The organism is Arthrobacter sp. TJ-238, from assembly GCF_058269215.1.
On the sequence record NZ_JBZCNH010000010.1, the window covers coordinates 23,980 to 41,713 of the forward strand.

Genomic DNA, 17,734 nt, shown 5'->3' on the forward strand with positions numbered 1-17,734 from the left:
GTCAGCCTGGTACTTCCTGGATGCCGCGGATCAGCGCGTGCGCGGCCGATGCGCTGTCGCGTGCGCCGGACTGGAGGAACAGGTCTTCGCTCACCCTGAAATTGCCTAGGGCCTCGGTTTTGCTGCCGCGCGCTGACAGTGCCTGCCCGAGCAGGAGGTGGGCCTGAGCGGCCATATGCGATGCGAGCAGGTGCTTCTTGTGGATGATGTCGGTGAGCTGGTCGACGGCCGCGTCGAGCTGTCCTGTGAGGACCAACCATTGAGCACGTGTCAGCTTGAGTTCCATACGATCCCTTTCGGTCCCGCCGACGATCGAACTCGCGAGCTCGGCCCGTTCGATGCACTCGAGGGTCTCGGGTCCGACGGCACCCGCGGCAAGCCGCAGCGACGCCGAGGCACGGTTGAAACGCGCCCACAGGTCTAGGTCGTTGGTGGGCGAGAGGTTCTCGGCCGCCAGCTGGTGGTACTCCACACCCTCGGAGACCCGTCCGAGCAGGAACGCCACGTTGCCGATGATCCAGTAGGACTGGCCGACGTACTTGCTGGCCGGTTGAAGGGGGAGCAGGTCGACGAGGACGAGGCATTCCTGCCAGGCGGCCTCCAGCTGGTCGCTGTCGGCGAGCGCCGCCACCAGCGCATGGCGGGCGTCGATCTCGAGGCTGACGTCCTCGTTGCTGCCCGTCGCGTCCTCCACCCCCTGCCGGGCGGCGGCGACAGCGAGGGCTAGGTTCCCGGTACCCTGCAGGGCGAGCGAGGCAAGGGTGGAGACCTTCGCGCGCAGGGCCTTCGACCCCTCGGTCAGGGGATGTTTTCCCAGCATCTCGGCCGTCACCCACGATTCCTGCATCTTGCCCTGCTTGCGCAGACACTCAGAGACGAGAAAAGTAGCGTGCCACCAGCCGAGTTCGTCACGAGCCTGGAGCGCGGCAGCCGCCAATTCCTCCGCAACACGCTGCGCGCCCTCGTAATCGCGCTGGTTCCAGGCATCTCGCGCCCGAAGCTCGAGCAACAGCCGCTGGCCGGCGGCTTCCTCGTCTGACATATGCACCTTCGGCTTTCCGCGTGGTCGGGCTACGCCCCCCATTATTCGGCCTCCGCCGAGCTGCGACCATGCCCACATAAAAATGTCTGAAATTATTTGGGAAAAGTGTTACCAAAGTGACTGGTGTGGCTTACGATGATTATTGAACCGCTCGTGGTAGAGGCGGGACTCCAATAGACTGTCGATTGAGCCAAAGGACAAACACCATGAAGCGTTTTACCTCCGCATTCCTGCTCGCCACCCTGCTGGTCACCGGCGGGGCTGCCGCAGCCACCGCCGCCCCTGCGAAGGCCGGCGTCGTCGCGCCCGTCTCCTCGCTCGACCGCGTCAACAACTGGCCCGGTTAAGCACACTCGGCAGGTCACGGCGATCCGTTAGGGATCGCCGTGGGGTCTCAGCAAGTGATGCAGGGCTGACACCGCGGGCACCCTCTGGGGAGGGTGCCCGCGGTAGGTCGTTAAGCGCCGCTGCAGGCAGCAACCCTGTCCGCGCCCGGGGAACGGCTCAGGCTAGGCTGGGCGGCATGCGAATCGCACGCTTTGTCGTAAATGATGACCCACAGTTCGGCGTAGTGGAAGGCCCACCCGGGAGTGAGGAGGTCGCCGTCATCCACGGCGACCCGTTCTACGGCGGCGTCCAGCTGACCGGCGTCCGCCACGGGCTCGAGGACGTCCGGCTCCTGGCGCCCGTCATCCCACGCAGCAAGGTGGTGGGGGTGGGCCGGAACTACGCCGACCACATCCAGGAGATGGGCAGCGAGACGCCGGCCGCACCGCTGATGTTCCTCAAGCCCAACACGTCCGTGATCGGTCCGGGTGATCCGATCATGCTGCCGTCCTTCTCGGACCAGATCTCCTACGAGGCCGAGCTGGCCGTGGTGATCGGCCGCATCTGCAAGGACGTCCCGCTCGAGCGCGTCGACGACGTGGTGTTCGGCTACACCTGCGCCAACGACCTGACGGCGCGCGACGTGCAGAAGACGGACGACCAGTGGGCGCGCGCCAAGGGCTTCGACACGTCCTGCCCGATCGGCCCGTGGATCGAGACGGACCTGGACCCCGAGAACCTCACCATCCGCGGGACCCTCGACGGCGACCTCCGCCAGGACGGCTCCACGAGCGACATGATCTGGGGCGCCCGCGAACTCGTGGCCTACGTGTCGCAGGCGTTCACCCTCCTGCCCGGGGATATCATCCTCACCGGGACGCCCGCCGGTGTCGGCATGATCACCGACGGCCAGCGCTACGAGGTCGACATCGAGGGCATCGGGCGCCTGTCCAACCCAGCGCGCCGCTGAGCCACGCGCCGTCGCGCCCTCCGCACCGGGCGCGACGGCGCACGTCCGGCCGGCATGCTCCCACCTAGACTGGGAGCATCATGACTACTGCCGCAGATCTCCCCACCGTCACCGATGCCACGCCCGTCCGGGTCCGCTTCTGCCCGTCCCCGACCGGCACCCCGCACGTAGGGCTCATCAGGACCGCACTGTTCAACTGGGCGTACGCGCGCCACACGGGCGGGAAGCTCGTCTTCCGCATCGAGGACACCGACGCCGCCCGTGACAGCGAGGAGAGCTACCAGCAGCTCCTCGAGGCGATGACCTGGCTGGGCATCGACTGGGACGAGGGCGTGGAGGTGGGAGGGCCGCATGCGCCCTACCGCCAGTCCCAGCGCGGCGAGCTCTACCGCGACGTCATCGACCGTCTCGTCGCCGCCGGACACCTCTACGAGTCGTTCTCCACGCCCGAGGAGGTCGAGGAACGGCACCGCGCGGCGGGCCGTGATCCCAAGCTCGGGTACGACAATCACGACCGCACCCTGACCGAGGAGCAGAAGGACGCCTTCCGGTCCGCGGGCCGCCCCGCCGTGCTGCGCCTGAGGATGCCGGACGAGGACATCACCTTCACCGACCTCGTGCGCGGGGACATCACCTTCCGCGCGGGCAGTGTTCCGGACTTCGCCGTCGTGCGCGCCAACGGGGCGCCGCTCTACACGCTCGTGAACCCCGTCGACGACGCCCTCATGGGCATCACGCACGTGCTGCGCGGGGAGGACCTGCTGTCCTCGACGCCGCGCCAGGTGGCCCTGTACCGCGCGCTGATCGACATCGGCGTCGCTCAGTACATGCCGCTGTTCGGACACCTGCCGTACGTGATGGGCCAGGGCAACAAGAAGCTGTCCAAGCGTGATCCCGAATCCAACCTGTTCCTCCACCGGGAGCGCGGCTTCATCCGGGAGGGCCTGCTCAACTACCTCTCGCTGCTCGGGTGGAGCCTCTCGGCGGACGAGGACATCTTCTCGGTGGAGCAGCTCGTCGGGAAGTTCGACGTGCGCGACGTCCTCGCCAACCCCGCCCGGTTCGACCTGAAGAAGGCGGAGGCGATCAACGGCACGCACGTGCGGCTCCTCGATCCCGCGGATTTCCGCAGCCGCCTGCTGCCGTACCTCACCGCGGCCGGCGTCATCGGCGACGCCCCCACCGAGGACGAGCTGCGCATCGTGGCCGAGGCCGCGCCTCTCATCCAGGAACGCATCTCCCTGCTCGGCGAGGCCCCGGAGATGCTCGGGTTCCTGTTCAAGGCCGACGACGCGGTCGATATCGCCGACGACGCCCGGAAGGGCCTGCCGGAGAACCTCGGCGAGGTGCTCGACGCGACGCTGGAGGCCCTGCAGGGGGTGGACAGCTGGGACGCCGAGTCGCTGCAGGCCGCACTCCGGGCGGCGCTCGTCGACACCCTCGGTCTGAAGCCGAGACTCGCGTTCGGGCCCGCCCGGACCGCGATCTCCGGGCGCAGGATCTCGCCCCCGCTCTTCGAGTCGATGGTGATCCTCGGACGTGAGTCCTCGATGGCGCGCCTGCGGGCCCTGCGCGCGACGGCGGGCTGAACCGTGCCCGCGCCGGACGCGAGACCGCCGGCCCCGCGGGGAGGTGCCGTCGAGGGCGTGCTGTTCGACATCGACGACACCCTCGTGGACCTCGAACAGGCCATGGGGCACACCCTGGAGGCCATCCCGGACCCGGCCCTCAGCCATCTCGGGGACGACGACTGGGTGCGCTACAAGGCGCTGTACACCACCGACCCGCAAAGGCACTACGACCGGTTCCTCGCCGGCGAGCTCACCTTCGAGGAACAGCGGGTGCACCGCGTCCGCCACGCGCGGGCCGGTTTCACCCCCGAGCCGTTCCTCGGGCGCGTCGCGGAGGCGTGGGTGCGGGCCTACGAGCAGATGCTGCCGCAGCACTTCCGCGCCTACGACGACGTCGTCCCGCTGCTGGATGCGCTCGACGCGCGGGGGATCCCCTACGGCGCGGTGAGCAACAACGTGCACGACTACCAGCGGGCGAAGCTCGACCGGGCCGGCCTCCGGCGGATCCGGGTGCTCGTCGGCATCGACACGGTGGGGGTCGCGAAGCCGGACCCGGGTATCTACCGCGAGGGAGCCCGCCTCATCGGCGCCACGCCGTCGCGCACGCTGTACGTCGGGGACAACCGGCTGATCGACGCCGTGGGCGCCCGGGAAGCCGGACTGATCGGGGTGTGGCTCGACCGCACGGGGACCGGCCGGGAGCACGGGACGGACTCGGGGGTCGGCGCCGGCCTGCCCTCGAGCGGCGTGGCGGAGGATGCGGGGGAGTCCGCCCGCGAGGGCGTCCCGACCGCCGCTCCGGAGGTGCCCTGCATCGGCGGACTGGCGGACGTTTTGCAGTTCCTGCCCTCCGTCCGGTAAAGTTATTTCTCGGCGCGGAGCGGTTACGCGGCCGGAGCCCAGCTAGGATCGGGCCTTCGGGAAGTGCCATTGGGGTATGGTGTAATTGGCAACACACTGGTTTCTGGTACCAACATTCTAGGTTCGAGTCCTGGTACCCCAGCGCGGTCCCGTCCTTGCGGACGGGGTGGCACGAGCAGTGAAAAAGAAGTAGTAGGATGGAAAGTACTGGCCCCATCGTATAGCGGCCTAGTACGCTGCCCTCTCACGGCGGTAACGCGGGTTCGAATCCCGCTGGGGTCACAACTGGAACGTCCCGGACATCATCACGATGTGCGGGACGTTCTGCTTTAACGGTCCGTCGCGATCCCTCGTCGGTCCGCCGTCGGTTCGCCCGGCACCGCGGTCCCGGGCGGCGGGGGACGGCTGGCATGATGGGACCATGAGCGCACCCTCCCCGGCCGGTGAAGCCCGCGCGCTACCGCCGCTGCTGCGGGAGGTGAACGGCGCCCTCGAGAACCTCGCGTTCCCCCTGGCCCTGCCTGCCTCAGCGGACGCGCGCGCTGCGACCCGCGCCGCCCGCGCACAGCTCGACGACTACATCCTGCCTCGGCTGGCCAGCCTCGACGCGCCCCTCGTGGCCGTCGTCGGCGGCTCGACGGGAGCGGGGAAATCGACCCTGGTCAACGCCCTCGTGGGCCGACCGGTGTCGGCCACGGGTGCCGTACGGCCCACGACGCGCCGGCCCCTCCTGCTCCACCACCCCGACGACGCCGCGTGGTTCGACGACGCCCGGGTGCTGCCCTCCCTCGGTCGTGTCCGTCTGGCCGGTGACGAGCCCGAGCGGGCGACCGACGGTGCGGCGCCCCCTGCGACCCCCGGGAGCCCGCACCCGGCGACGGCGCAGGGCGCGGACACGCTGCTGTTGCGCCCCACGGCCACGCTGCCGTCGGGACTCGCACTCCTGGACGCACCCGACGTCGACTCCATCGCCGACGAGAACCGGCGGCTCGCCGGCCAGCTCCTCGCGGCGGCGGACCTCTGGCTCTTCGTGACGACGGCGAACAGGTACGCCGACGCGGTGCCGTGGAAGCTGCTGGCCGAGGCCGGGCGGCGCGACGTCCTGGTCGCGATCGTCCTCGATCGCGTACCTCCCGGTGTGGAGGAGGAGATCAGGAGTGATCTGCTGACCCTCCTGACCGCCGAGAACCTCGGGCACGCTCCCATTTTCGTGATCCCGGAACTCCCGCTCGGGTCCGGAAGCATGCTGCCGGCCGCCGCCGTCGAGCCGATCACCCGCTGGCTGCAGGCACTGGCCGCCGACGCGGAGGGACGCCGGGACATCGCCCGGCGTACCGTCCAGGGCGCGATGCGCGCGCTGGCGGACCGGATCGACGGGATCGCCGAGGCCGCCGGCCAGGAGCAGGCCGCCGGCGACGAATTCCGTGCGGCCGTCGACGGCGCCTACCGTGATGCACTGCAGAGCGTGCTCGCCGCCACCGAGGACGGCAGGCTGCTGCGCGGCGAGGTGCTCGCCCGCTGGCAGGACTTCGTCGGCACGGGCGAGTTCATGCGCGGGCTCGAGTCGAGGATCGGCAGGGCGCGCGACCGGGTCAGTGCGTTCTTCACCGGCCGGCCCGCTCCGGCGGCAACCGTGGCCGACGCGATCGGCAGCGGTCTGCAGACCGTCGTCGTCGAACAGGCGGCCCGCGCCGACGAGTCCACGCGCCGGCGCTGGAGAGCCGACGCGGCGGGCCGGGTGCTGCTCGAGGACCTGGCACCATGGCGGGCCGAGGAGGTGTCGGACGAGGTGGCACGCGAGATCCGCGCGTGGCAGGAGGACCTCCTGCAGCTCGTCCAGGCCGAGGGCGCCGACAAGCGCTTCACGGCGCGCATGCTGTCCTTCGGGGTCAACGGCATCGCCGTGGCGCTGATGGTCGTGGTCTTCGCCTCCACGGGCGGACTCACCGGCGGCGAGGTGGGCATCGCCGGTGCCTCCGCGATCGCGGGGCAGAAACTCCTCGAGGCGGTCTTCGGCGACGACGCCGTCCGACGCCTCACCGCCACGGCACGGGACAACCTGTCCACCCGCGCGGAGAGCCTCTTCCGGCGGGAACGGGAACCCTTCGACCGCCGCCTGGAGCCCGTGAGCCGCCAGACGCCGGCCGAGACGCTGCGGGTCCTCGCCCGCCGGCTCCGCACGGCACTGCCTCCCGGGCAGCGCACCGCGGTCGAGGACGGCGCATGAGCCGACACCGCGGAGCGACGGCGGAGGTGCCGCTCGCCGAGGCCGTCACGGGTGCGCTCGACCGGCTGCAGACGGCCTACGAGCTGGGACGCGACCGGCTCCCCGAGGACGCCGTGGCGCGCCTGGACGCGACCCTGGATCGCGCAGGGACGCGTCGGTCGCTGTCGGCGGACCATACCGTCGTCGGGATCTTCGGACCCACGGGCAGCGGCAAGTCCTCCCTCGTGAACGCCCTGAGCGGCACCGGAGCCGCGCGGGTCGCGGCACGGCGCCCCACCACCTCCGAGCCGCTCGCTCTGGTGTGGGGACGGCAGGGGAGCCACGAGCTGCTCGACTGGCTCGGGGTCCGTCAGCGGGTCGAGCTGCCCGAGGGCGCTCCGCTCGTGGGCGGACCGTCCAGGACGGGCCAGGAACCATCTGCGGCTCCTGTCCTCGCGGGACAGCCGATCGGCGACGCGCCGGGTCCGCAGGTCCACGCAGCGCCCGAGGTGGACACGGACGCCCCGGCGCTCGGCGCTGCGGCCGGCGGCGAGGCTCCGGCGGTCCGAAGGCGACTGCTGAGCTGGCGGCGGCGGAGCAGGCCGGTGTCCACGGGGACCGAGGTTTCGCCCGAGGCGCCTGTCGCCGCATCCGGCACCGGGGCCGGACTGATCCTCCTCGACCTCCCGGACTTCGACTCGACGGCCGGCGCGCACCGCGAGATCGTGGAGCGGCTCACGGGGCAGGTGGACGTGCTGCTCTGGGTCGTCGATCCGCAGAAGTACGCCGACGCCGCGCTCCACCACGGGTTCCTGCGCGGCCTCGCGAACCACGACGCGGTGACTCTCGTGGCACTGAACCAGGCGGACCGGCTCGAGGAGCAGGACCTCGACGACGTCACGGCGTCACTCGCCGGCATCCTCGCGGGCGAAGGTCTGCAGGGCGTCGCCGTGTTCCCGGTGTCCGCGCTGACGGGCCGAGGCGTGAAGGAGCTCGCCTCGGCGGTCAGAGACCTCGCGGAAGGCCGTGCCGCCGCCACCCGGCGGATCGCGGCCGACGCCGCGCAGGCCGCGGACGAGCTCCTGCCCTTCATCGCTGAGCAGCCCGTCGCCGCGCCGTCGGACGAGGCGAGGACCACGCTCGCGCAGGGGCTGGGCACGGCGGCCGGCGTTCCCGTCGTGGTCGACGCCGTGCGATCGGCGTATCGCCGCGATGCGCACGCGGTCACGGGTTGGCCCGTCACACGCTGGCTGGGGAGATTCCGGGCCGACCCGCTGCGGCGGCTGAACCTGCGGCGGCAGGACGTGGTGCCCGAGGTGCGGCGTTCATCACTTCCCCTCAGCCAGCCGGCCCAGCGCGCGCGGGTGGATCAGGTGCTGCGCGTCTTCGGCGACGAGGTGGCGCGCGGCGTCGTCGAGCCCTGGCACACCTCCATCCGCGACGCCTCGCGCGGTACCGCCGACGACCTCACGGACGCGCTCGATTCCGCCGTCACGACGGCGGACCTCGAGACCGGACGGCGCGCGTGGTGGGGGATCTTCGGTGTGCTCCAGTGGATCGCCCTCGTCGCGCTCGTCGCAGGGCTCGTCTGGCTCGGCGTCCTGGCCGTGCTCGGTTTCCTCCAGCTGCCCGCCATCGACGTCCCGCGCGTGGAGGGCTTCCCCGTGCCCACCCTGCTCATCCTCGGCGGCGTGGGCGCGGGCGTACTGCTCGGTGTCCTCGCGGCGCTGCTCGCCCGGTGGGGTGCTGCGAGGCGCGCGGCGCGGGTACGACGGCGGCTCCTGGCCGCGTGCGCACAGGCCGCCGAGGGGGTCGCCGTCGTTCCCGTCGAGGACGAGGTGGACCGGTGCAACCGGTTCCGTGCCGCCGTCCTCGACGCGCGGCGCGTCGCCTGACCGCCGTCCCGGCAGGAGGCTGCTCCGGCGCGGGAACCCGACGGCGGCCGCCCCGGCCGCGCCGGACCTGCGGCGGCGTCAGGCGTCGCTTCGGGTGACCCTGGCGACGTCGCTGTGGCCCGAGCAGACCCAGTCCACGGACCCCGCGCCGATGCGCTCGGCGAGCAGCCGGACGCTGCCCGCCGCCCTCGGCCGGTCGTTGATGAAGATCACCGGGAAGTCGCCGACGATGCCGTCCGCGGCGACCCTGGCGGCATCTCCGGTGAAGAGCACCCCGCGCCACTGGTAGGCGTAGTGACCGGGTGTGTGTCCGGGTGTCGGGAAGTACTCGAGGCCCGGGAAGATCTCGCCGGAACCGGTGAGTTCCTGCGCGCCGTCGGGAAGCGCCACCCGGACCATGCGCTGCAGCGCCCTTCGGAACAGGGTCCGCGGCCTCGTGCGGCCGCGGAGGATGTCGGCGTCGGCGGCGCCGATCCACACGGTCGCCCCGAGGGTCTCCTGGAGTCGCTGCGCCGCCTGGGCGTGGTCGACGTCGTAGTGCGTGAGGACGATGTCGGTGACCGGGCCCGTCGTCGCCTCGGAGGCGCGGAGCTCGGCGACCACGCCGTCGAACCCGGAGGACATGCCTGGGTCGACGACCGCCGTGCGACCGGCACCGGCCACCACGAAACCGTGCGAACCCCTCTGCTGTTCGAGCTGGTAGCAATCCTGGGCTATGAGGCGCATAGGGTCCTTCGGGTCCTTCGGCTGGTCCTGGGTGTGTGCTCGAACACTACCAACCCGGAGCGGGCTCCGGCCGGCCGTGCTTCAGGCGAGCAGGCGCAGGACCTTGGCCAGGGTGTTGATGTTCCGGGTGGTGGACGTCGCCGCGTACCGTGCCCGGGCGAGGAGCCGGGCGAGGGGCACCTCGGTGGACCGCCCCTTCGGGGAGAACCACCCGATGGCGGTGCCGCCGGCGAGCACGGCCGGGTGCAGGTCCGCGCTCCGTGCGTCCTCGAGGAATGCGGCGAGTTCGGCGGTCCCGGTGAACAGCGTGACGTAGGTGTGGACATCGCCGGCGCCGTCGGGCGGTGGCGGGACGGAGCCGCTGATCGCACCGAGCTCGGCGGCCCCGACGACGATCACCCGGGCGGTGTAGCCGAAGCGGGCGCTCAGCGCCTCCTCGACGCGGTCCTTCAGCGCGGCGGGTTCCAGGGCGGAGGAACACGTGACGTTGCCGCTGGCGAGCACCGTCGCGACGTCGCTCACGGGAAGCTCCGCGAGCAGCTCGCGCAGTCCGGCCATCCGGACCGTCACCCCGCTGACATTGACCCCGCGCAGGAAGACGGCGTACCGGCGTATCGGCGCGTCGATGGAGAGGTCCTCCGGCACGTCAGTCGGCCGCTGATCCGACGGCGAGCGTCAGCTGGCGTGCCGCGTCGGAGACGACCTCCGCGTGGATGCGGCCCGGCTGCCGGGTGAGGCGTTCCATCGGGCCGGAGATCGAAACGGCCGCGATGACGCGCCCGGACGGGCCGCGCACCGGCGCGGAGACCGACGCCACGCCGGCCTCGCGTTCACCGAGGCTCTGCGCCCATCCGCGCCGTCGCACCCCGGCCAGGACGGTCGGGGTGAACCGCGCGTTCTGCAGTCCCATGAGGAGGCGGTCGTGGTCCTCCCACGCGAGCAGGCACTGGGCTGCCGAACCGGCCTTCATGGACAGCTGGGTTCCGACGGGGATGGTGTCGCGCAGCCCCACGGGCCGCTCGGCGGAGGCGACGCACACGCGCCAGTCGCCCTGCCGGCGGAACAGCTGGGCGCTCTCGCCCGTCGCATCACGCAGACCGAGGAGCACGGGACCCGCGGCGGCGATCAGGCGGTCCTCTCCGGCCGCGGACGCGAGTTCGACGAGCCTGCTGCCGAGGACGAAGCGCCCCTGGATGTCCCGGCCCACGAGGCGGTGATGGGCGAGGGCCAGGGCGAGGCGGTGGACCGTGGGCCGCGCCAGGCCGGTCGATGCGACGAGCTGGGCCAGCGTGGTGGGGCCGGCCTCGAGGGCGTCGAGCACGAGTGCGGCCTTGTCGATCACGCCGACGCCGCTAGAATTGTCCATAGGTTGATACTGCCGTCTCATTATCTGAGACGCAACCCGTCGGGCTGGCTCTCGTCGCCGGGCGCTGGTTGAGTAGCAGCCATTGGTCCTGCCGAGCCCCACCGGGCCCGGTCCGCCGGAACAGAGAAGGACGGTCGCCATGGGCAAGACACTGGCAGAGAAGGTCTGGGACGCGCACGTGGTCCGCAAGGGCGACGTCGTCGGCGCGGAGGCGCAGCCCGATCTCCTCTACATCGACCTGCACCTGGTCCACGAGGTGACCTCGCCGCAGGCGTTCGAGGGTCTCCGCCTCGCCGGGCGACCGCTCCGCCGGCCCGACCTGACGATCGCCACCGAGGACCACAACACGCCCACGCTGGACATCGACAAGCCGATCGCCGACCTCACCAGCCGCACGCAGATCGAGACCCTCCGCGCCAACTGCCGCGAGTTCGGCGTCCGCCTGCACTCGCTGGGAGACGCCGAGCAGGGCATCGTCCACGTGGTGGGACCGCAGCTCGGGCTCACACAGCCCGGCCTGACCGTCGTCTGCGGCGACTCCCACACCTCGACCCATGGGGCCTTCGGCGCGCTCGCGATGGGGATCGGGACCTCCGAGGTGGAGCACGTCATGGCCACCCAGACGCTCTCGCTGAAGCCGTTCCGGACCATGGGCATCACCGTCGAGGGGACCCTGAAGCCCGGCGTCACGTCCAAGGACATCATCCTCGCGGTCATCGCCAAGATCGGCACCGGAGGCGGGCAGGGCTACGTCCTCGAGTACCGGGGCTCGGCCATCCGCGCCCTGTCCATGGAAGCGCGCATGACCATCTGCAACATGTCCATCGAGGCAGGGGCGCGCGCGGGCATGGTGGCCCCGGACGAGACGACCTTCGAGTACCTCAAGGGCCGCCCCCACGCTCCCGAGGGCGCGGACTGGGACGCCGCTGTCGCCGACTGGCGGGAACTGCGCACCGACGACGACGCGGTCTTCGACGCCGAGGTGTTCCTCGACGCGAGCGAGCTCGAGCCGTTCGTCACGTGGGGCACGAACCCCGGCCAGGGTGTCTCGCTCTCCCAGGCCGTGCCCTCGCCCGACGACTTCGACGACGAGAACGACAAGGCGGCCTGCAGCCGGGCGCTGGACTACATGGCCCTCGAGCCGGGCACGCCCATGAAGGACATCCGGGTGGACACCGTCTTCCTCGGCTCCTGCACCAACAGCCGCATCGAGGACCTCCGCATCGCCGCCGACATCATCCGGGGACGCCAGAAGGATCCCGCCGTGCGGATGATGGTGGTCCCGGGGTCGGCGCGCGTGCGCCTGCAGGCCGAGGCCGAGGGACTGGACCGCGTGTTCCAGGACTTCGGTGCCGAGTGGCGGTTCGCCGGCTGCTCCATGTGCCTCGGCATGAACCCCGACCAGCTCGCTCCGGGGGAGCGGTGCGCGTCGACGTCGAACCGGAACTTCGAGGGACGCCAGGGCAAGGGCGGGCGCACACACCTCGTCTCGCCCGTCGTCGCGGCCGCCACCGCCGTGCGCGGCACCCTGAGTTCGCCGTCGGACCTCGCCCCGCAGCCCGGCACGGGCGCGCACGCCGCTCCTGCCTCCACCGTCCCCGCCGCCTAGGAGCCCGCCATGGAGAAGATCACCACGCACACCGGCATCGGCGTCCCGCTGCGCCAGAGCAACATCGACACCGATCAGATCATCCCCGCCGTGTACCTGAAGCGCATCACGCGCACCGGGTTCGAGGACGCGCTGTTCGCCGGCTGGCGCAAGGAGGAGGACTTCATCCTCAACCGCGAGCCCTACTCCCGCGGCACCGTGCTCGTCGCGGGCCCCGACTTCGGCACCGGGTCGTCCCGCGAACACGCCGTCTGGGCACTGAAGGACTACGGCTTCCGGGCCGTGCTGTCCTCGAGGTTCGCGGACATCTTCCGCGGCAATTCGGGCAAGCAGGGACTCGTGGCGGCGCAGGTGGCGCAGGACGACATCGAGCTCATCTGGAAGATCCTCGAGAACGAGCCGGGCGCCACGGTGACGGTGGACCTCGTGTCCCGCAGTGTCCAGTGCGGGCCGGTGAGCGCGCCCTTCCAGATCGACGACTACACGCGGTGGCGCCTGCTGGAGGGCCTCGACGACATCGGCCTGACCCTCCGCCAGGAGGAGCACATCACGGCGTTCGAGGCCGGCAGGCCGTCCTGGAAGCCCACCACGCTGCCCGCGCGCACCTGACCCTGCGCGGGTCCGCGCACCCGGGCGCGGCGCGGGTGTAACGCGTCTCACGTCCCAATCCGGGCCCGGAAGGAATGACGACCCACCCGCACCGGTTCTTCCTCAGCAACAGGGAGTGCACGTCGTACCCTTGTATTTCTGTCTGCCGCGCGGTGCTCCTATGCTTGGAACGAGCATTTTCGAGTCCGCGGGGGTTAAACGTATGAGGAAAATAGGTATTCATGGGTAGCGTTCTGACCATCCGCGGCGGCATCCCGCTGACCGGCAAAGTCTCCGTCCGCGGTGCGAAGAACCTGGTGCCGAAGGCCATGGTCGCCTCCCTCCTGGGCAACACGCCGTCGATCCTGCGCAACGTCCCGGAGATCAAGGACGTCGACGTCGTCACGAGCCTCCTGCAGCTGCACGGCGTGACGGTGACCAAGGACCCGGTGACGGGCGACCTCACCATGGACCCGGTCAACGCGAAGATGGCGATGTCCAAGGACATCGACGCCCACGCCGGCGACTCGCGCATCCCCATCCTCTTCTGCGGGCCCCTCATGCACAGCATCGGCGAGGCCTTCATCCCCGACCTCGGCGGCTGCAAGATCGGCGACCGCCCGATCGACTACCACCTCGAGGTCCTCCGCAACTTCGGCGCCGTCGTCGACAAGCGCCCCGGCGGCATCTCCATCTCCGCGCCCAAGGGCCTCCACGGGGCGAAGCTCACCCTTCCGTACCCGAGCGTCGGCGCGACGGAGCAGGTGCTGCTCACGGCCATCCGCGCAGAGGGCATCACCGAACTCTCCGGTGCCGCCGTCGAGCCCGAGATCATGGACCTCATCGCCGTGCTGCAGAAGATGGGCGCGATCATCACCGTGCAGACCGACCGCGTCATCCGGATCGAGGGCGTCGCGGAGCTGACCGGGTACAACCACAAGGCCATCTCCGACCGCAACGAGACGGCATCCTGGGCATCCGCAGCGCTGGTCACGAAGGGCGACATCTACGTGGAGGGCGCACGCCAGCTCGACCTCACCGCGTTCCTCAACACCTACCGGAAGATCGGTGGTGCCTTCGACGTGGACGACGACGGCATCCGCTTCTACCACCCGGGAGGGGCGCTGAAGCCGCTGGTGCTGGAGACCGACGTGCACCCCGGCTTCATGACCGACTGGCAGCAGCCCCTAGTCGTGGCCCTGACGCAGGCGTCCGGCGTGTCGATAGTGCACGAGACGGTCTACGAGCAGCGCTTCGGCTTCACGGAGGCGCTGATCCGCATGGGCGCCAACATCCAGCTGCACCGCGAGTGCCTGGGCAGCGTCCCGTGCCGTTTCGGGCAGCGCAACTTCCTTCACTCCGCCGTCATCTCCGGGCCCACGCAGCTGCGCGGCGCGGACATCGACATCCCCGACCTGCGCGGCGGCTTCAGCCACCTCATCGCGGCCCTCGCGGCCGACGGCGTCTCGCGCGTCACCGGGATCGAGCTCATCAACCGCGGCTACGAGCGCTTCCAGGACAAGCTCGAGGGCCTGGGTGCGGACTTCGACGTCTCGGAGGACGCCCCGGTTCCCGCCGCGGTCTTCTCCTAGGCGGCCCGGACAGATGGGGGAGTCACGGGGCTCACGCGCGATGTTCACGTTCCTCGCCGCCTGGGTGAGGCCGACCATGAACGTGCTCATGGCCAAGGAATGGCACGGGCAGGAGAAGCTGCCCCGCGGGACGGGCATGATCGTGTGCCCGAACCACGTCACGGAGATCGACCCGGTCGTCGTGGCGCACTTCCTGTATAACCAGGGCGTCATGCCGCATTTCCTCGCGAAGGCGTCGCTGTTCAAGGTGCCCGTGATCGGGTCCATCCTGCGCACCATCCAGCAGATCCCGGTGGAGCGTAGCTCGGCGGGCGCCAACCGCTCCCTCGAAGCGGCCCGCGAAGCACTCGCCGACGGCGGCGGCATCATCATCTACCCCGAGGGAACGCTCACGAGGGACCCCGACATGTGGCCCATGAAGGGCCACACGGGAGCGGCGCGCCTGGCGCTCCAGACCGGAGTTCCCGTGGTGCCGGTCGCGCACTGGGGTGCCCACGAGGTGTTCCCCCGCTACGCCAAGCGCTTCTACCTCTTCCCGCGCAAGCGCTCGCGCGTGCTCGTCGGCGACCCCGTCGACCTCTCCGACCTCCACGGCGCGCCCCTGACGAAGACCACGCTCGACGCCGCCACCGAGCGCATCCTCGATGCCATCACGGCCCTGCTGGCCGAACTGCGCGGCGAGCAGCCGCCCGCGGAGCGCTGGGACCCGGCGCAGAAGCAGCAGAAGGGTCTCGGCCGCCGCGGCGAGAGCGCGGATGACGACCCGGATGCGTCGCGCCACGGAGGACGGTCATGACCGGGGACTCCAGGACGGCACCGCCCGCGAAGATCGCCGTGCTCGGCTCCGGCAGTTGGGGGACGACGTTCGCGAAGGTCGTCGCCGATGCCGCCGCCGAGACGACGGTGATGCTCTGGTCGCGCCGGGCCGAGGTGGCCGACGAGATCACCGCGGAGCACCGCAACTCCCGGTACCTCGGTGACACGCGGCTCCCGTCGAACGTCTCCGCATCCACGGACGTGGAAACGGTGCTGGCGGGGAGCAGCCTCGTGGTCATCGCCGTGCCGGCCCAGACCCTCCGGGCGCAGCTCCCGGCCTGGCGCCCGCTCATCCCGGCCACCGCCGTCGTGGTCTCCCTCATGAAGGGCCTCGAGGTCGGCACCGACGCGCGCATGAGCGAGGTCATCGCCGAGGAGCTCGGGCTGCCGGCGGAACGCATCGCCGTGCTGTCCGGGCCCAACCTCGCCATGGAGATCGCCCGCGAGGAGCCGACGGCGTCCGTCGTCGCCTGCCCGGACCACGACACCGCCACGTGGATCGCCGCGGCGTGCACGGCCTCCTACTTCCGCCCCTACACCTCCACCGACGTGATCGGCGTGGAGATCGGCGGGATCGTCAAGAACGTGATCGCCCTCGCCGTCGGCATCTGCGAGGGCCGGCGCATGGGCGACAACACGAAGGCCTCCGTCATCACCCGCGGCCTCGCCGAGACCACACGCCTCGCGGTGGCACTCGGCGGCAAGCCCGAGACGCTGGCGGGGCTCGCAGGGATGGGCGACCTGATCGCCACCTGTTCCTCGGCCCTGTCGCGCAACCACACCGCAGGCCACCTGCTGGGCCAGGGCCTCACGCTCGAGCAGGTCACGGTGCGCATGAACCAGACCGCGGAGGGCATCAAGTCGGCCCACGCCGTCCTCGACTCCGCCACGAAACTCGGCGTGGACATGCCCATCACCGAGAGCGTGGTGGCCGTCCTCCAGGGGCGCCTGTCCGTCAACGACCTCGGACCGCGCCTGCTGTCCCGCAACCTCAAGCCGGAAGGCAACCCCGCCACGTGACCACCGAGACGTCCGCCCCCTCCCGCAAGCCCCGCGTCCTCGTGCTCTTCGGGGGCCGTTCGAGCGAGCACGCCGTCAGCTGCGTCACCGCCGCCGGTGTCCTCGAGGCGATCGACCGGTCCCGCTACGACGTCGTGCCCGTGGGCATCACGAAGTCCGGCCAGTGGTCGCTCGTCTCCGCGGACCCGTCCGCGTGGTCACTGCGCTCCGACGTGCTGCCCGAGGTCACCGCGACCGACCAGGCCGTGGTCATGGGGTCGGCGACCGGCGATGGTTCCGGCCAGGAGCTGCTCCTCGCGGCGCCCGGATCCGTCCCCGAGAGCCTGGGTGGCGTCGACGTGGTGCTGCCGCTGCTGCACGGACCGTTCGGTGAGGACGGCACCCTCCAGGGCATGCTGGAGATGGCCGACATGCGGTACGTCGGGGCCGGTGTGCTGGCGTCCGCCGTCGGCATGGACAAGCACTACATGAAGGTGGTCTTCGCGGCCGCCGGGCTCGAGGTGGGACCCCACGAGGTGATCACCGATCGCCAGTGGCGCCTCGACCCCGACGCCTGCCTCGGGCGCGCCGAGGGCCTCGGCTTCCCGCTGTTCGTCAAGCCGTCCCGCGCGGGGTCGTCCATGGGCATCAGCCGGGTCGACGATGCGGCAGGTCTCCGTGCCGCCGTCGAGGCCGCCCGGGTCTTCGACCCGAAGGTGGTCGTCGAGGCGGGGATCGAGGGCCGCGAGATCGAGGTGGCCGTCCTGCAGGGACGCGGCCTGGAGGCGCCGCGCACGTCACTGCCGGGCGAGATCGCCGTCCAGCCCGGCGACCACGCCTGGTACGACTTCGAGGCCAAGTACGTCGACGGCGCCGCGGCCGAGCTCTCCTGCCCCGCCGACCTGCCCCCCGACGTCCTCGAGCGCGTGCAACTGCTCGCCGGGGAGGCGTTCGAGGCGATCGGCGGCGAAGGGCTCTCACGGGTCGACTTCTTCTACACCCCCGATGGCCGCCTGGTCATCAACGAGATCAACACCATGCCCGGCTTCACGCCCATCAGCATGTACCCGCAGATGTGGGCCAAGTCGGGCCTCGGCTACACCGAGCTGATCGACGAGCTGATCGGGCTCGCGCTCAGCCGCACCACCGGCCTGCGCTGACCCGCA

Annotated in this window: 16 protein-coding genes and 2 tRNA genes; 14 read left to right on the top strand and 4 right to left on the bottom strand. The window is 70.9% G+C overall.

Translation table 11 applies throughout. The annotated features are described in order from the left end of the window. Nucleotide 1: 1 nt before the first annotated feature. On the bottom strand, nt 2-1,042 hold the full coding sequence (locus tag AC4D2O_RS17610; protein WP_490908664.1) for a hypothetical protein: 1,041 nt from the start codon (nt 1,040-1,042) through the stop codon (nt 2-4). Nucleotides 1,043-1,248: 206 nt separating this feature from the next. Between AC4D2O_RS17610 and AC4D2O_RS17615 the strand changes: the two genes are divergently transcribed. The 8 genes from AC4D2O_RS17615 to AC4D2O_RS17650 all read left to right on the top strand — a co-directional run bounded on the left by AC4D2O_RS17615 (nt 1,249) and on the right by AC4D2O_RS17650 (nt 8,872). Next, complete coding sequence (locus AC4D2O_RS17615) at nt 1,249-1,389, top strand: hypothetical protein (protein WP_490908665.1); 141 nt, start codon at nt 1,249-1,251, stop codon at nt 1,387-1,389. Between the two features lie 176 nt (nt 1,390-1,565). Next, on the top strand, nt 1,566-2,339 hold the full coding sequence (locus tag AC4D2O_RS17620; RefSeq protein ID WP_490908666.1) for a fumarylacetoacetate hydrolase family protein: 774 nt from the start codon (nt 1,566-1,568) through the stop codon (nt 2,337-2,339). A gap of 80 nt (nt 2,340-2,419) precedes the next feature. Continuing rightward, nucleotides 2,420-3,928, top strand: coding sequence for a glutamate--tRNA ligase (gltX, locus tag AC4D2O_RS17625; RefSeq protein ID WP_490908667.1), 1,509 nt, complete (start codon nt 2,420-2,422; stop codon nt 3,926-3,928). A gap of 57 nt (nt 3,929-3,985) precedes the next feature. Beyond that, entirely contained in the window at nt 3,986-4,771 is a 786-nt protein-coding gene (locus AC4D2O_RS17630) for an HAD family hydrolase (RefSeq protein WP_490908668.1), read from the top strand. Between the two features lie 70 nt (nt 4,772-4,841). Next, nucleotides 4,842-4,913 (top strand) — tRNA-Gln (locus tag AC4D2O_RS17635). 67 nt (nt 4,914-4,980) lie between these two features. Next, nucleotides 4,981-5,053: transfer RNA gene (locus AC4D2O_RS17640), tRNA-Glu, on the top strand. 139 nt (nt 5,054-5,192) lie between these two features. Beyond that, entirely contained in the window at nt 5,193-6,998 is a 1,806-nt protein-coding gene (locus AC4D2O_RS17645; protein WP_490908669.1) for a dynamin family protein, read from the top strand. Continuing rightward, nucleotides 6,995-8,872, top strand: a complete 1,878-nt coding sequence (locus tag AC4D2O_RS17650; protein ID WP_490908670.1) for a GTPase — start codon at nt 6,995-6,997, stop codon at nt 8,870-8,872. The genes AC4D2O_RS17645 and AC4D2O_RS17650 overlap by 4 nt, the downstream gene beginning before the upstream one ends. Before the next feature lie 78 nt (nt 8,873-8,950). Here the strand turns inward: AC4D2O_RS17650 and AC4D2O_RS17655 are convergent, their stop codons facing one another. The 3 genes from AC4D2O_RS17655 to AC4D2O_RS17665 all read right to left on the bottom strand — a co-directional run bounded on the left by AC4D2O_RS17655 (nt 8,951) and on the right by AC4D2O_RS17665 (nt 10,964). Further along, complete coding sequence (locus AC4D2O_RS17655; protein WP_490908672.1) at nt 8,951-9,598, bottom strand: MBL fold metallo-hydrolase; 648 nt, start codon at nt 9,596-9,598, stop codon at nt 8,951-8,953. 81 nt (nt 9,599-9,679) lie between these two features. Further along, on the bottom strand, nt 9,680-10,243 hold the full coding sequence (locus tag AC4D2O_RS17660; RefSeq protein WP_490908673.1) for a DUF1697 domain-containing protein: 564 nt from the start codon (nt 10,241-10,243) through the stop codon (nt 9,680-9,682). Nucleotide 10,244: 1 nt separating this feature from the next. Then, nucleotides 10,245-10,964: an IclR family transcriptional regulator gene (locus tag AC4D2O_RS17665; protein ID WP_334210286.1), complete on the bottom strand. Its 720-nt coding sequence runs from the start codon at nt 10,962-10,964 to the stop codon at nt 10,245-10,247. Nucleotides 10,965-11,103: 139 nt separating this feature from the next. Between AC4D2O_RS17665 and leuC the strand changes: the two genes are divergently transcribed. The 6 genes from leuC (at nt 11,104) to AC4D2O_RS17695 (ending at nt 17,728) form a co-directional block, all read left to right on the top strand. Beyond that, entirely contained in the window at nt 11,104-12,573 is a 1,470-nt protein-coding gene (gene leuC / locus AC4D2O_RS17670; RefSeq protein ID WP_490908676.1) for a 3-isopropylmalate dehydratase large subunit, read from the top strand. 9 nt (nt 12,574-12,582) lie between these two features. After that, the gene (leuD, locus tag AC4D2O_RS17675) at nt 12,583-13,182 is read left to right on the top strand and encodes a 3-isopropylmalate dehydratase small subunit (protein WP_490908677.1); all 600 of its coding nucleotides are present in this window, start codon (nt 12,583-12,585) and stop codon (nt 13,180-13,182) included. 221 nt (nt 13,183-13,403) lie between these two features. Then, nucleotides 13,404-14,753 carry a UDP-N-acetylglucosamine 1-carboxyvinyltransferase gene (gene murA, locus AC4D2O_RS17680; protein ID WP_490908678.1) on the top strand — a complete coding sequence of 450 codons (1,350 nt, stop codon included), beginning with the start codon at nt 13,404-13,406 and terminating at the stop codon, nt 14,751-14,753. Between the two features lie 13 nt (nt 14,754-14,766). Continuing rightward, nucleotides 14,767-15,549, top strand: coding sequence for a lysophospholipid acyltransferase family protein (locus AC4D2O_RS17685; protein ID WP_490908679.1), 783 nt, complete (start codon nt 14,767-14,769; stop codon nt 15,547-15,549). Next, on the top strand, nt 15,546-16,589 hold the full coding sequence (locus tag AC4D2O_RS17690) for an NAD(P)H-dependent glycerol-3-phosphate dehydrogenase (protein ID WP_490908680.1): 1,044 nt from the start codon (nt 15,546-15,548) through the stop codon (nt 16,587-16,589). The genes AC4D2O_RS17685 and AC4D2O_RS17690 overlap by 4 nt, the downstream gene beginning before the upstream one ends. Next, nucleotides 16,586-17,728 carry a D-alanine--D-alanine ligase family protein gene (locus tag AC4D2O_RS17695; protein WP_490908681.1) on the top strand — a complete coding sequence of 381 codons (1,143 nt, stop codon included), beginning with the start codon at nt 16,586-16,588 and terminating at the stop codon, nt 17,726-17,728. The genes AC4D2O_RS17690 and AC4D2O_RS17695 overlap by 4 nt, the downstream gene beginning before the upstream one ends. Nucleotides 17,729-17,734 lie beyond the last annotated feature (6 nt).

Excerpts from the sequence above, each read along its gene's own strand:
- AC4D2O_RS17655 (WP_490908672.1), bottom strand. The coding sequence starts at position 9,598 with ATGCGCCTCATAGCCCAGGATTGCTACCAGCTCGAACAGCAGAGGGGT.
- AC4D2O_RS17645 (WP_490908669.1), top strand. The coding sequence starts at position 5,193 with ATGAGCGCACCCTCCCCGGCCGGTGAAGCCCGCGCGCTACCGCCGCTG.
- AC4D2O_RS17615 (WP_490908665.1), top strand. The coding sequence starts at position 1,249 with ATGAAGCGTTTTACCTCCGCATTCCTGCTCGCCACCCTGCTGGTCACC.
- AC4D2O_RS17650 (WP_490908670.1), top strand. The coding sequence starts at position 6,995 with ATGAGCCGACACCGCGGAGCGACGGCGGAGGTGCCGCTCGCCGAGGCC.
- leuC (WP_490908676.1), top strand. The coding sequence starts at position 11,104 with ATGGGCAAGACACTGGCAGAGAAGGTCTGGGACGCGCACGTGGTCCGC.
- AC4D2O_RS17620 (WP_490908666.1), top strand. The coding sequence starts at position 1,566 with ATGCGAATCGCACGCTTTGTCGTAAATGATGACCCACAGTTCGGCGTA.
- leuD (WP_490908677.1), top strand. The coding sequence starts at position 12,583 with ATGGAGAAGATCACCACGCACACCGGCATCGGCGTCCCGCTGCGCCAG.
- AC4D2O_RS17610 (WP_490908664.1), bottom strand. The coding sequence starts at position 1,042 with ATGTCAGACGAGGAAGCCGCCGGCCAGCGGCTGTTGCTCGAGCTTCGG.
- AC4D2O_RS17685 (WP_490908679.1), top strand. The coding sequence starts at position 14,767 with ATGGGGGAGTCACGGGGCTCACGCGCGATGTTCACGTTCCTCGCCGCC.
- murA (WP_490908678.1), top strand. The coding sequence starts at position 13,404 with ATGGGTAGCGTTCTGACCATCCGCGGCGGCATCCCGCTGACCGGCAAA.
- AC4D2O_RS17665 (WP_334210286.1), bottom strand. The coding sequence starts at position 10,964 with ATGGACAATTCTAGCGGCGTCGGCGTGATCGACAAGGCCGCACTCGTG.
- gltX (WP_490908667.1), top strand. The coding sequence starts at position 2,420 with ATGACTACTGCCGCAGATCTCCCCACCGTCACCGATGCCACGCCCGTC.
- AC4D2O_RS17690 (WP_490908680.1), top strand. The coding sequence starts at position 15,546 with ATGACCGGGGACTCCAGGACGGCACCGCCCGCGAAGATCGCCGTGCTC.